A 12,853-nucleotide genomic window follows, 5' to 3' on the forward strand; every position below is an offset into this window, starting at 1 on the left:
CCGTAGTAGACGTGCGGACCGCGATACCTGGCTGCCTCGGCTCGCCGGCCTTTCCGGTCGGTACCGGTTGGTATCGGCGTCGGAGCACCCGACGGGTGAGTTCTAGGCCGGTTTGCGCCAGTACCGGCACGTCCAGTCGACCTGGTGGAGCTCGTCGTCGATGCCATGAGCGCGCCGGAAGTCGTCGACCGCCTGACGACAGCCGCGTACGGCGTGATAGTCATCGACGATGACGTAGCCGCCGGCGGAGAGCTTCGGATACAGCGAGTCGAGCGCCACCATCGTCGAGTCGTACAGGTCTCCGTCGAGTCGCATGACAGCGACCCGGTCGACGTCGGCCGTCGGCAACGTCTCCTCGAACCATCCCGGCAGGAACCGGACCTGGTCGTCAAGCAGGCCGTACCGGCGGAAATTCGCCTGGACCCGGTCCAGCGGCACTGCGAGGAACGGCTCTTTCCAGAGGGCGTCCTCTACATCCTCGAGTCGATCGGGATCCGGTCGGGGCAGCCCTCGAAATGAGTCGGCTACCCAGACCACGCGATCGGTTTCCCCGTACGCCTTGAGTAGCGCGCGCATGAAGATGCAGGCGCCACCGCGCCACACCCCGGTCTCGATCAGGTCTCCAGGAACCTGGTTCCTGATCACCTCAGTCACACATCGTTCAAGGTTGTCGAGTCGCCGTAGGCCGATCATCGTCTCGGCTTCGGGGGGCCAGTCGCGGCCGTTCGCGCGTTCGTCCGCGTCGAACGGGAATCGCACCACGATGTCCATGTCTCGCCGGTTGAGTAGCCGCTGACCCTGACGGAGCAGGGTGCTGCGCAATGAATTGCGGCGCGGGTGGTAACGGATCCATGATTCGCCGAAGGCGTACCTTGTCAGGGCGCGCTTCATGAGGTCCAGGTACAAGGCGCGTGGGTCGCCGGCGGCGGTGACGGTGGGTTCCGGGTCTAGGGCCGGAATGACGCTCATCTGAACTCCTTCTGAGAAGTGGTTTCATCAATCAAGATTGGCCGTACGGATGCCGGTGGCCACCATCTGCTGAAACACGTTACTACTGACCGGCATCGAATGGCCGCTATTCGGCGCGAATCGCTGATTGTGTAGCGCCGGTCAGTGCTGCGGACTGCGTCGCTCGAGGAGCCGTTGCCGTCGGCGTGGCGGCAGCGGCCGGAGTCTCGGCGCCAGCCGGCGGATCCGGCCGCCGGTGCCGGCCGCCGTCGGAGCCCGGGGCCGCGATTCGGTCGGGGCGACCGGACAACCGGTGGGACAGCATGGCCGCGCCGTCAACGACGACGACACCGACGAACGGCACACCAAGATGCCGCATCAGCATCGAGGCCTGCCTGGCGTCGGCCGCGTCGGTGTCACCTCGCCGGACCACCAGCACGACGGCGTCGACCCTTCTGGCGAGCGTGGCCGCCGTGGTTCCGGTCAGGACCGGCGGCGCGTGCACCACCAGGTCGTCGTCCTTGCGACCGATGGTCTCGTCGAGCTGCCCGCCGGTCGACCACTGGCCCGCCAGGTCCGCACCGACGACGGTGGGAACAGGCCCGGTCGCCGGCTGGCGGCCGAAGGTGCGTTCCATGAAGCTCAGGAGGATGCGGTCGGCAACCGGCTGCGGGTCACCTTGGTCGGCGGTCTGAGCTTCGACGAGAGTCACGTCGTCGCGGCCGCCGGCGATCCGAAGGGCCAGCAGGGCGGCCACCATGGCCTTCCCGTCGTCGTGTCGGGCGCTGGTGACCAAGATCCGCCGGCCCGGCAGCGAATCGACGAAGACGCTGAGGCCTGCGACCAGGGCGTCCGCTGCCACGGTAGCCGCACCGTGTCGCAGCATCCGGACATGTCGCGGCACGAAGCGTCGCGGCAGTTGCGGGAAGACCGCCAGCACCGGTAGACCCAGCTGGGCGTCCACGGCCTGAACATCGCGCAGCCGGTTGTCGAATCGATTGCGGGCGGTCGCCAGGCCGAGGCCGACGAGCAGGCCAGCTATCGCACCCAGCGCGCTGTTCAGCGTGGGTTTCGGTAGGACCGGCCGGGCCGGCGCAGTGGCCCGGTCCAGTACCCGCGCATCGACCTGAATCTGCTCCGCGAGCGCGAAGTCAGCGAGCCGCCCGATCACCGCCGCCGCGGCTTCGTTTGCGATCCCGGCCGCCCGGTCGGCCGACCGGGCGGCCGCCGCCACGGTGACAATCTGCATGCCGGGCTCGAACTGTCCGGTCACCTGCCCGACGACCTCGTCCGCCGGCAACCGCAAACTGTCGGCGGCCCTGGTCGCGACCTCGCGCGTCTCGGCCATCCGGGCGATCGTCGGCGCCAGGCTCTGCGCGAGAGTGATCGACGCTGTCTCCTGGCCGGCAACCTCCCCGTCGGCCTTCGCGCTGATCAGCAGCGAAGCCGACGCCTGATAGGTGGGCGGGGTCCACTGGGTGACCAACTGCGCGGCGAGCAGCCCGAGGCACAGTCCGAAGGCCGGAAGCCCGGCGAGCCGGGCGACGGCACGGACTGTCGACCGGCCACGGGACCATCGGGTCATGGGTTCGCCTCCAACTGCTGCGCTGCGGTGGTACGCGGCGTACGTTGCGGTTCCCTGCGGTGTCGGGGCAGGCTCGTCGCCGAGCGCCGGTCCCCGGCGTCGCGAAGCCCGTTCCACACATCGCACATCGCGTCGGCGATGCTCTCCCAGCTGAACAGCCGGTTGACTCGGGCCAGTCCGTTGGCGGACAGCCTGGCTGCGAGCTCCGGATCGTCCCGGAGTCGGGAGAGACAATTGGCAAGACCGACCCAGTCGCCAGCGGTGAAGGTCAGGCCGGCATCGCCGATCACGTGTGGTATCTCGCCGACGTCGCTGCCGACCACCGGTGTGCCACAGGCCATCGCCTCGACAAGTACCCGGCCGAACTGTTCGCGTAGCGGTATGCCCACCCACGGCAGGACGTTGCGCTGCACGACCTCGATGGAGGGCAGCGCCAGGGCATCCATCCGATTGAGGTGGCCGGGCAGGTCATGGTGATCTGCCCAGGAATGCAGCACGATTCGCCCTGGTCGGTTCTCGATCGCCTGCTCGACCAGGTGCCGGAGGGCTCCTGCGCCGATGAACGCCACGTCACAGTCGACCGACTCGGCCGCGCGCAGCAGATCGGCGATACCCTTGTGGTGTTCGAGCCGACCGACGAAACCAACGGTGAAGCGGCGGTTCACGTCCCCGGCCGGTTCTGGCCGGAACAGTTCCGGGTCGACGCCCAGCGGCACGACCGAAGCGCTGCCGGAGTATCCCTTGACTCGAAGGACGTAGAGCGCCGCCGGGGTGATCGGGAACATGTGATCGACCTGACGGTAGGAGTAGCGCTCGATGGTGGGAAAGGGTGCCGGGAACCTGATAACGATGTTCTGCGCGGCGTAGAGCGAGACCGGTACACCCGGCCAGCGTCGCCGGCAGGAACGGATCACTTGCCAGGTCGACAGGTAGGCGGCCTCACCGATGATGTGCACGACATCCGGAGGATGCTCCACAAATCGGCTAACGTCAGTCCGGAAGAGGACCGATGCCATGTGCCCGGTCCGGCCTTCCCCTAACAGGTGGGGAACGACGTGGTACCGGAACCTGGGGGATCTGCGGGACACCAGGTCGAGTTCGGTCCGGGTCAGCTTGGAAACATCGGCCGCGACAACCGTGACCGTGACGTCAGGGCGATTCGCCAGGGCGGCGAATAATTCGATCCAGTGTTCCGTCCGTGCGCCGACGACGGTGACCATCACGTGCACTTTTTCCTCCACGAAGTCTCCGGCCGGCTGGACAACGCGATCCGTGAAATCTCTGACCAGGCTCGAGCGCGGGCCGCTCCGGTTCGAGGTTGGATGGGCAACCGCATCCCGGCGATACCAATACCGAGCATCGCGCGCAGCAGCACCACGGCACGGAGAGCCGCGAGCGTCGCAGGTCGGTGGAGCGCGAAGAAGCGCAGCATGCTCCGGTACAGGTGCGGCCAGGTGCGGGCGGGGTCGGCACTGCTGCTGCCGCCGCCCACATGCATCGCCTCTGCGGACGGCAGGTACAGGACCGCGACGTCGTTGCGCCATGCCTGGAGGCACAGCTCCTCGTCCTCGTAGTAGAGGAAGTAACCCTCGTCGAGGCCGCCGACTCGCCGCAGCAAGTGGACGCGCACGGCCATGCACGCGCCGGAGATCCAGTCGACGGAGACCGGGCCGCCCGTGCCCCAGCACGCGTCGTACGCCGCCCGGCGGGTTCGCCCGGACACCAACCGGCGTAGCTGCACCGGTAGCAGATTGCCGCCGAACCGGGACGCAACGACCGTGGCCAACGATTCGAACGGGTGCGCACTAATGGCTATCTGTCCGTCCGGGCGGCGAATGCGCGGCCCTACGATTCCGGCCCGAGGGTGGTCACGCAAGGCAGTGAGGAGGGCGTCCACCGTAGCGGAAGGGCAGATGCAGTCCGGGTTCACCAGCAGTACGACATCAGTCCGGACGGTCGTGACCGCCTGATTGACGGCAGTCGCGAACCCGACGTTGACGATGTTCGCCTGCAGTGTCACCTCGGGAAACTCTGATCGTACGATCGCTACTGTGGAGTCGCTGGATGAATTGTCCACCACGATGACCGGCAGTCGGCTTCTCGCCAGTTCCGTCAGGGTGGCGCGAATATGATCTTGCGAGTTGTGCGTCACGATCACCGCGGTCGCGTTTGACTCGGTCATGTCCTCACCTCCTCGGGGACGGTCGGCTGGGGTGAATCGGCGGAGCCCGTGGTCATTGTCAGAGCTGGCAACAGGCCGAGTTCCCAGTGGCCCGCCGTCGGTCCGGCGAATGCTGCTCCGACAAGAAACCCACAGGTGAGCGCGGCGAACCCGAACGCTATGCCGTTACCGTACAGAAATCCGTTCCGTATTGTGCGGTAAAGTGGCCATAGCACGACGATGAGGCCGAGGATTCCGATGTTCGCCAGGACGGTCACGTAGAAGGCGTGGTAGACCGGGCCGACATCATCTCGAGCGAAGTCTGGTAGGTAGATGTTTCGCACCGACTGCCCCAGCCCACCACCGGTGAAAGGGCGCTCCGCGAAGACGTTCATCCCGACAGCGGACTCGGGGCCCCGGTAGCCCGACGACTCCTGCAGTTCAAGGGCCACCACGTCGACGTGGTTGGCAAGGTTCGACCCCAGGGCCAGGAACGCGACACCTGCGACGGCGACGGCGACCGTCGCCGCCATGCCACGACGTAGGGTGCGTCCGCCCCAGACCAGCATCACCGCGAGAGCGACTGCCGCGGCCAACCACAGCGCCCGGTACATCGACATGGCGACATCGGCGAGGAGTAACCCGGCGAGCAAGGCGAAGCCGGCCCGGCTCCAACCTTCGGCGAGCCCGGCCAGGACGATCAGCGGTGGTACGGCGAGTAGCGCGATCAGGCCACCGGTCTGGTTCGCTGTGGCCAGCGCAGTCAGTGTGAGTGCCACGGTCGGCACCAGGTAGAGAATGGCGGCTGCGCGCAGCCGTCTCAGGTCGCCCAGCGTCTGGGCCGCGATCCAGAAGTAGACCGGAATGACCGCGATCTGGTAGGCACCGACCAGGACGTCCCGGGGTGGGTTGCCGAGCGAGAGGCCGTACACCGCCGCCAGCAGCACCAACAGCGTGAGACCCAGCATCGGCAGGTCCGCAGTCGTACGCCGGATCTTCTCCACTCGGATCAGCACCCGGATCAGTAGTGCGAGCCCTCCGGCACCGAGTGCGGCCGCGTGCATCGCGACGATCGTGGCGACGTCGCCGCCACCGACGGTTGCGCCGGCGATCGTGCCGCCGATGATGGCGACTGGGAGCACCGCCCACGGCCAGAGTACGAACGCCGCACAGCAGACAGCCGAAGCTGCCAGGACGGTACCGAGGAGGCCAGGCGAGACGGCCAGTGCTCCGACGACGGTCGCGGCGAACACCATCGGCAGCGGCGCGGTCCACAAGCTGTACGCCGGTCTCATCGTGGCGGCCCGGCCAGATCTGTGAGCAGGGCACGCAACTGGGCACCCCGTACCGCCCAGCTGTTGTCGACCGCGACGGACCGGCGTAGTGACACCTCGGCCGGACCGTTCGCCGTCTGCAACGCCTCTTCGACCGCAGCGCCGAACTGCTGCGGCCCCGCCGCCAGCCGGATCGGAGCGCCGATGCCACGCAGCGCTGGTAGCGGTGTGGCGACGACGGGTTTGCCTGTCGCGAGATACTCGTAGCACTTCTTGGGATGCACGTAGTCGATCAGCCCGCCGACCCGGTAGGGGATGATCGTCACGTCACAGCCGCGCAGGATCGCGGGGACGTCCGTGAAGGGAACCGGACCGGTGAGGACGATGTTGGGCAGCCTCGCGAGCGGAGTCCGGCCGCTCCGGGTCGTCGGACCGGCGAGTACGAAGGTCCACTCTGGGTGCTCCGTTGCCAGCTGTGCCACCAGGTCGGCGTCGAACGCCCGAGTGTCGACCGCACCGACGTAGCCCAGCACCGGACGGGGCAGCCGGGCCAGCCACGAGGAGACCGGCCCGGCTGGATGGAACCTGTCCGGGTCACAGCCGTTCGGCAGTACCACCACCGACCGCTGCCCGGTGGGTAGCCGCGTGGGCAGCGCCGACGACGAGGCCAACACCACATCGGCGGCGGCCAGCGCACTGCGCAGTGCCCGCCGTAGGTGCCATCGGTTCCACCGCCGGGTGAACGTCCAGTCCAGATCCGTCGCGTCGTAGACGACAGCCAGCTCTCCCAAGCGCCCGGCGACCGTCGCGGCCAGGTCCTCGTCGATCCACAGCAACCGGTGACCCGGCCGGTCGTCCAACCATCGACGGATGAGTGACGCGCCGCATCGGCGGTTGACCAGGTTGGCCGGGGGCAGCTGTCGGCCGAGGGGTAGAAGGACGGGCACCTCGGCGCGCCACAGGTTGTGCTCGACCGGGGTGACCGACATCCGCCAACTCGGTAGCTGGCCAGGGGGATCCACGTAGAGCACCCGCCGGTCTACCGCGATCTGACGGGCCAACGCGTGCTGGCGGTGGGCTCCGCCGCGCCATGGCGTAGCGCTGAACATCACCACCCACCCGCTGCCGACGTCGGTGGGGCGTCGTGACACATCGGTGTCGCCGGTACGGTGCCGCCGCGGTTGTGGCGTAGCGGTGGACCGGGATGGCCGGGACGACGAGCGGACCGGGTGACCAGGCCTAGACATGAGCTGGTTCCGCCACCGCCGGAAGGGACGACGACGAGACACTGCGTACCTCATCCTCGCCGAGGTATCCGATCACCGCGGTCGCGCGATCGTCGGTCAGGTACAGCACCCGGGCGCCGGCCTGCCGGTCCAGCCAGCGGCGTAGCCGGCCGGCGCCGACACGCAGATTGAGCCGATCGATCCAACGGACGTACCTGCCGAACGGCAGCGCCGACGGAAGGTCTGCGGACCAGACGGACTGGTCCTGCGTCTGAACCGTCAACCGCCAGCGTGCCCGTGCGGCGGGCTCCGCGTGCAGCAGCAAGACCCGCTTGTCCCCCAACCGGCTCGCCTCCGTCACCAGGGCTGCGGTCGCCGTGCCTGACGGAGGGGAGCCGGCAGCTGCCCCGGACCGCCCCGAGTCGACGATCACCCACCAGTCCCGGATGTCACCATCAGGCAGCGGGCCGACGTCGCCGCCTAGCGCCGCTCGTAGATCGCTAAGCCCCAGCGGCACGGGCCGGCCAAAGAGCCGTTTCACACCGTGATCGACGAGCGCCACCGCGCGGAAGATGGCCAGCTTGTATCGCGGTTCGGTCAGGGACAGGTAGCCGACCAGGCTGCCGAGTAGATGGCGCTGCCGGATGGTCGGTCCGAGCCGGCGGCACGAGGCGCCTCTACTGTGTGTCACCACCGCGTGTGGGATCATCCACAACTGGCGGCCGGCGTCGCGCAACGTTCGGGCGAGCACGGCGTCGTTCCAGTAGATCGGAAACCGTTCGTCGAAGATGTGATCCGTCGGCAGCACCTGCCTCCTCAGCAGCATGCAACTGCCGGAGGCCAGCAACCGGGGTCGGCTGAAGTCCTCTCCGCGCATCTGAAATCTGTGCAGTGCCTGCCGGAAGACCGGGAGCTTGCGTAGCGCGGTGACCAGAGCGATCGTGGCAGTGAAACTCGGCAGATTGACATAGTGCTGCTGGAAGGTCCCGTCCGGATTCAGGTACAGCGGACTGACCCCGGCAGCCTCGGGATGCTGTCGCAGATGCTCGATCATTGTGCTCAACGCGCCCGGGTGAAACCGGACATCGCTGTTGAGTAGCAGGATCAGCGCGCCTCGGGCCTGCCGGTAGGCCTGGTTGACGGCGGCGGCGAACCCGACGTTGTGCTCGTTGCGCAGCAGCCGTACCTGGGGATGGTCGGCCAGTAGCTCGGCCGACCCGTCGCACGAGCCGTTGTCGACGGCGACGATCTCGAAACGTAGGTCCCCGTGGATCCCGGTGGGCAGCGACTCGAGGCATGCCCGCGTCTCATCCCGGGTGTTCCAGCTGACCAGCAGGATCGACAGGTCCACGCTGCTCATCGGTCCTCCCTGCGCGCGAAGACCCGCAGCAGGTCGCCGAGGGTCGGGTGACTGACTTGCAGCGATCGACAGGCCGCGAAGTCGGCGACCACCAGGTTGCGGGCCTGCCGCAGGCGAGCCGGAGCCCGCCAGTAGAAGCGGGAGAAGACCGTGTCCTGACCGACCACCCGGAAGCCGGACTCGGCCAGCAGCCGGGCGAGCGAGTGCGGCGTGAAGTGCCAACGGTGGTAGTCGGGGGCGATCGCCGGCCACGCGCTACCGAGCCTGCGCGCGGCCGCCGAAGCGATGTTGGGCACCTCCAACGCCAGCCAGCCGTCCGGTCGCAGCGCAGCCCGGGCCGCCGCCAGGAACCGTCGCGGATCGGTCACGTGTTCGAGTACGTGAAAGGCGCAGACCGCATCGACCGGGGCGCCTGGCCCATGATCCTCGAACCGGTCCGTGCGTACCGGCACACCCAGTTGCTCCCGGGCGAAGCTGGCGGCGGCGTCCGACACCTCGACGCCACGGGCGTCGATGCCGGCGTCGCGGGCGGCCCGCAGGAAGTAGCCACCAGCCGACCCCGCCTCCAGCAGGGTCGCTGGGCGAACCCGTGACCGCAGCCAGCGTAGTCGCCGGGCGGACTCGTAACGTCGTTGTCCGGCGGACGTGAAGTAGTCCTGGTATCCGTCGGTCTCGTAGTAGGCGCGGTCGTACAACTGCTCGGGTGGCGGCAGGTCGCTGGCCGTCCAGACGAACTGGCAGGTGTCGCAGCGCCGGAGCAGCCCGTCCGTGACGGGTCGACCGCCCGAGCCGTCGCCGCACAGCAGGCAGCCGGTGGCGACCTTCTCCGCAGATCTCATCGATTCTCCTGTCACTCGCCGTCCGTCGCTTTCGCCACCAGACGGACCAGGTCGCCCTGTCGTGGATGGACCAGCCGCAGCGAGCGGGTCGCCGACCAGTCCGATGGCAGCAGCCGGTGGGCGTGCCGTAGCTGATACCGGAGCGGCATGTAGTAGCGGAACACCGTGGTGTCCTGCCGGAGCACCCGGAACCCGGCCATCGTCACCAGATGCGCCAGCGAGCCGGGGGTGAAGTGCCAACGGTGGTACTCGGGCTGCAACCCGGGCCATTGCTCGCCGAGCAGCCGGGCCGCCGCCGAGGCGATGTTGGGAACCTCGAGCACCAATGCGCCCCTGGGACGCAGCGCCGCCCGTGCAGCACGCAGGAACTGCCAGGGATCCGTGACGTGTTCGAGTACGTGGAAGGCACAGACCGCGTCGACTCGGTCGGGTAGCGTCGCGGATTCGAAGCTGCCCTGCTGAACTGGCAGATTGAGGCGGTCGCGGGCGTAACGGGTCGCCGCCGGGGAGACCTCGACGCCGTACACGTCGATACCGCACCTGCGGGCAGCTTCCAGGAAGAACCCGCCAGCTGGTCCGACCTCTAGCAGGGACTGCGGCCGGACCGTGGAGCGCAGCCAGCGCAACCGCCGGCTGGCTTCGAACCGGCGCGGACCCGGCAGGAAGTAGTCCTCGTAGCCGCCGCCTTCGAAGTACGTGTCGTCGTAGAGGTCCGGTGTCGGATCGGCTGCGCCGACCGTCCAGGCGAAGCCGCAGGCCAGACATTGCCGCAGCCGTCCTCCGAGGATGGTTTTGTCGGTCGGTCCCGGACCGCAGACCAGGCAGTAGGCGCGACGGGGGCTCATCGGCTGCCAACTTCGTCGGTCAACGGCGCTCCGGTGCGAACGGCAATCTCCGCATCGACACATGGATGCACCTGGGCCGCCGCGCGGTCCGCCGGACCTGGTGCGCGACCGGCGATCGTGGGCCGGATCAACCGAACGCCGGCCACCAGGAGCGCCGAGACCAGTATCGTGATTCCGGTTCTGCAGCAGACCGCGAGCGCAGCGCCCAGCCGTCCGTCGCCGTCCGGCAGGTGCGGCGACACGAGGCCGCCGACGGCCGCCGCGACGGCGGTGGCGGTGGCCGTCCAGCCGAGGATTCGTAGTATCGGCGTCAGCGGCCGAGCCGTGCTGCGGTGGAAGTGCCACAGAAAATAGCCCGACGAGAGCAGGATCGCGGCCGCGGTGGCGAGCGGTACGCCGACCGGGCCGTACAACCAGATGAGGGGGACCGTCGCACCAAGGTTGAGCAGGACCGACAGCATGACGTACCGCGTCTCGAGGCCCGGGCGTCCCTCTGCCCGGGCCACGATCGTCGCCGCGCCGAGCACCAGGTTGACCGCGTACGCGGGAGCCAGTACCGCGAGGTTCGTCGCCGCCCAGGGCACCTGGGCGCCGATCCAGAGTCGGACCAGCGGGTCGGCGGCCACCACGACGGCAGCGGTGCACGGTGCCAGAAAGACGGCGAGACGCCACGTCGTGCGCAGGTAGAACCGGTTGAGCCAGCCAGGGTTGGCCGCGCCCGCGACAGCGACCGGAAAGAGCGCGAGGAGCGCGAACCCCGGGGGGAGTCGGAGCAGGTTCAGCAGCCGGGCACCCAGGTCGAAGTGCCCTGCGGTGGCCGGGGTGAAGAAGCCACTCAGTACGAACCGATCGAGCTCCGTGTTGACCACACCCGAGGCGCTCGTGGCCTGCACCCGGAGGCCGTAGCCGCGGACGACGCGCAGATCCTCGCGGCGGATGTCGGGAACCCGCGGGGTGTAGCCCGGGCAGTACCGGTGGGCGGTCAGGATAGTCAGTCCGGTCCGCAGGCCGCTGGCCAGGGCGGTGACGGCGGCCAGGCCTACCAGCCCACCGCCGATTCGCAACAGACCGACCGTCAGCACACCGCCCACCAGCGCGGCTCCGGCACCGATCCAGGCCGCCGCGCCGTGTCGCTGGGTGCCCTCCAGAACCGCGCGCCATGGCAGTTCGACGCCGCCGAGGAACAGTGACAACAGCAACCACAACATCGCTCGGCGTGCCTCACCGGCGAGCTCACTCAGCTGCAACAACCGAGCGACCCAGGGCCAGGAAACGGTCAGTAGGGCCGTTGCCAGTACGGTGAGGCACACCGCCCAGACCAGCCCGAGGGCCAGCGTCGCATGTAGTCGCCGGGACGACGAGTCGCCGTCGTCCCGCGCGACTTCACGTACCATCGCTGAGCCGAGGCCCAGGTCGATGATGGCCAGGACGGCGACGACTGCGCAGAGCAACACCCAGACACCGAACTCCTGGCTGCCGAGGTGCCGATACACCAGGGGCAGCGTCACCAGCCCGACTGCGGTGACGATCAGTCGACCGCCCAGCAGACTGGCGGTGTTGCGGGCCACCCGGTGGCCGGTCCGGGTCGACAGGCTAACCACGGGGGAATCCCCGGCAGAGTTCCACGATGGTGAGCAGGAGCAGACCCAGGTCCAGCCGCAGTGACCGGCAGTGCAGGTACAGCAGGTCACACCGAAGTTTGTCCTCAGCCGTCGCTGCATAACCGCCGGTCAGCTGCGCGATGCCGGTCAGCCCTGGTCGGATGAGGTGACGCAGGTGGTAGTGCTGGAGCCGGCACAGCTCACCGACGAACTCGGGCCGTTCGGGCCGCGGCCCCACCAAACTCATCTCCCCCCGGAGGACGTTCCACAACTGCGGGAGCTCGTCGAGGCGGGTACGCCGGAGCAATCGGCCGAGTCTGGTGATCCGCTCGTCGTCGGCAGCGGCCAACGTCGGCCCTGTGGCGGACTCGGCGTCGACGTGCATCGTTCGGAATTTGACCAGTCGGAAGAGCCGACCACCGGCACCTACTCTGGTCTGTACGTACAGTGGCGGGCCGGTCACGGCCACCGCCAGCCCGACGAGTAGCAGCAGGGGGATGAGCAGGGGCGCCGCGAGCAAGATCAAGGCGAGGTCGAGTCCTCTTTTCGCCCACCTGTCTGCCGTCGTCAATGGACCGGAACGCAGTTGGAACCAGGGCAGGCCGCCGTACCTCCGCAGGCGGGCCGGCCGGAGGAGTCCGTACACCGGGCGGGCGAGCACGAGGATCGGCACCCGGTGGGCGCGACAGGCGGCGATCAGCCGTGCATCGGCGGCGTCGAGGGATTGCTTCAGCAGCAGCAGCTTTGGCTGGTATTGAGCGAGTACGGCTGGCAGTGCCTCCAGGTCTACCGGTCCGCGCAGGCGGAGCGCGACGTCGAACTCCTCGTCGAGCCGGTCCGCCGGGCTCTCGGGCCCATCGTTCTCTAGGACCAGGACCCTTCCGCCCCGGCTCCCGTCCGGGCTGCTGGAGTGCCGACGGCCAGCTCCACCGTTCGGCATCCGGGGTGCGACCCGCCGATCGGCGCCAGGCAGGACGGAAGCCGGCGCCGACGCGTCCGCGTGACTCGGCATGC

The 12,853-nt window shown here is 68.5% G+C and carries 11 protein-coding genes; all 11 read right to left on the reverse strand.

Going from position 1 to position 12,853, the window contains the following annotated elements:
* Window positions 1–102: 102 nt before the first annotated feature.
* Entirely contained in the window at window positions 103–969 is an 867-nt protein-coding gene (locus tag O7553_RS02270; protein ID WP_281553232.1) for a TylF/MycF family methyltransferase, read from the reverse strand.
* 106 nt (window positions 970–1,075) lie between these two features.
* Window positions 1,076–2,533, reverse strand: coding sequence for a hypothetical protein (locus O7553_RS02275; RefSeq protein WP_281553233.1), 1,458 nt, complete (start codon window positions 2,531–2,533; stop codon window positions 1,076–1,078).
* Window positions 2,530–3,489, reverse strand: a complete 960-nt coding sequence (locus tag O7553_RS02280) for a glycosyltransferase family 4 protein (RefSeq protein ID WP_281553234.1) — start codon at window positions 3,487–3,489, stop codon at window positions 2,530–2,532. The genes O7553_RS02275 and O7553_RS02280 overlap by 4 nt, the downstream gene beginning before the upstream one ends.
* Before the next feature lie 263 nt (window positions 3,490–3,752).
* The gene (locus O7553_RS02285; RefSeq protein ID WP_281553235.1) at window positions 3,753–4,715 is read right to left on the reverse strand and encodes a glycosyltransferase family 2 protein; all 963 of its coding nucleotides are present in this window, start codon (window positions 4,713–4,715) and stop codon (window positions 3,753–3,755) included.
* Window positions 4,712–5,989, reverse strand: a complete 1,278-nt coding sequence (locus O7553_RS02290) for an O-antigen ligase family protein (protein ID WP_281553236.1) — start codon at window positions 5,987–5,989, stop codon at window positions 4,712–4,714. The genes O7553_RS02285 and O7553_RS02290 overlap by 4 nt, the downstream gene beginning before the upstream one ends.
* Window positions 5,986–7,119 (reverse strand): glycosyltransferase, encoded by a 1,134-nt coding sequence (locus O7553_RS02295; protein WP_281553237.1) that lies wholly within the window; start codon window positions 7,117–7,119, stop codon window positions 5,986–5,988. The genes O7553_RS02290 and O7553_RS02295 overlap by 4 nt, the downstream gene beginning before the upstream one ends.
* A gap of 88 nt (window positions 7,120–7,207) precedes the next feature.
* A complete protein-coding gene (locus O7553_RS02300; protein ID WP_281553238.1) occupies window positions 7,208–8,554 on the reverse strand; it encodes a glycosyltransferase family 2 protein in 1,347 nt (448 codons plus the stop codon).
* Complete coding sequence (locus O7553_RS02305) at window positions 8,551–9,393, reverse strand: class I SAM-dependent methyltransferase (protein WP_281553239.1); 843 nt, start codon at window positions 9,391–9,393, stop codon at window positions 8,551–8,553. Before O7553_RS02305 ends, O7553_RS02300 begins: the two co-directional genes overlap by 4 nt.
* A gap of 11 nt (window positions 9,394–9,404) precedes the next feature.
* Window positions 9,405–10,238, reverse strand: coding sequence for a class I SAM-dependent methyltransferase (locus tag O7553_RS02310; protein WP_281553240.1), 834 nt, complete (start codon window positions 10,236–10,238; stop codon window positions 9,405–9,407).
* The gene (locus O7553_RS02315) at window positions 10,235–11,839 is read right to left on the reverse strand and encodes an oligosaccharide flippase family protein (protein ID WP_281553241.1); all 1,605 of its coding nucleotides are present in this window, start codon (window positions 11,837–11,839) and stop codon (window positions 10,235–10,237) included. Before O7553_RS02315 ends, O7553_RS02310 begins: the two co-directional genes overlap by 4 nt.
* Entirely contained in the window at window positions 11,832–12,851 is a 1,020-nt protein-coding gene (locus tag O7553_RS02320) for a sugar transferase (protein WP_281553242.1), read from the reverse strand. The genes O7553_RS02315 and O7553_RS02320 overlap by 8 nt, the downstream gene beginning before the upstream one ends.
* Window positions 12,852–12,853 lie beyond the last annotated feature (2 nt).

Source organism: Solwaraspora sp. WMMA2059 (assembly GCF_027497315.1).
Classification (GTDB): domain Bacteria; phylum Actinomycetota; class Actinomycetes; order Mycobacteriales; family Micromonosporaceae; genus Micromonospora_E.

Coding starts and splice junctions, on each gene's coding strand:
- O7553_RS02270 (WP_281553232.1), bottom strand. CDS start 969: ATGAGCGTCATTCCGGCCCTAGACCCGGAACCCACCGTCACCGCCGCC.
- O7553_RS02275 (WP_281553233.1), bottom strand. CDS start 2,533: ATGACCCGATGGTCCCGTGGCCGGTCGACAGTCCGTGCCGTCGCCCGG.
- O7553_RS02285 (WP_281553235.1), bottom strand. CDS start 4,715: ATGACCGAGTCAAACGCGACCGCGGTGATCGTGACGCACAACTCGCAA.
- O7553_RS02290 (WP_281553236.1), bottom strand. CDS start 5,989: ATGAGACCGGCGTACAGCTTGTGGACCGCGCCGCTGCCGATGGTGTTC.
- O7553_RS02300 (WP_281553238.1), bottom strand. CDS start 8,554: ATGAGCAGCGTGGACCTGTCGATCCTGCTGGTCAGCTGGAACACCCGG.
- O7553_RS02305 (WP_281553239.1), bottom strand. CDS start 9,393: ATGAGATCTGCGGAGAAGGTCGCCACCGGCTGCCTGCTGTGCGGCGAC.
- O7553_RS02310 (WP_281553240.1), bottom strand. CDS start 10,238: ATGAGCCCCCGTCGCGCCTACTGCCTGGTCTGCGGTCCGGGACCGACC.
- O7553_RS02320 (WP_281553242.1), bottom strand. CDS start 12,851: ATGCCGAGTCACGCGGACGCGTCGGCGCCGGCTTCCGTCCTGCCTGGC.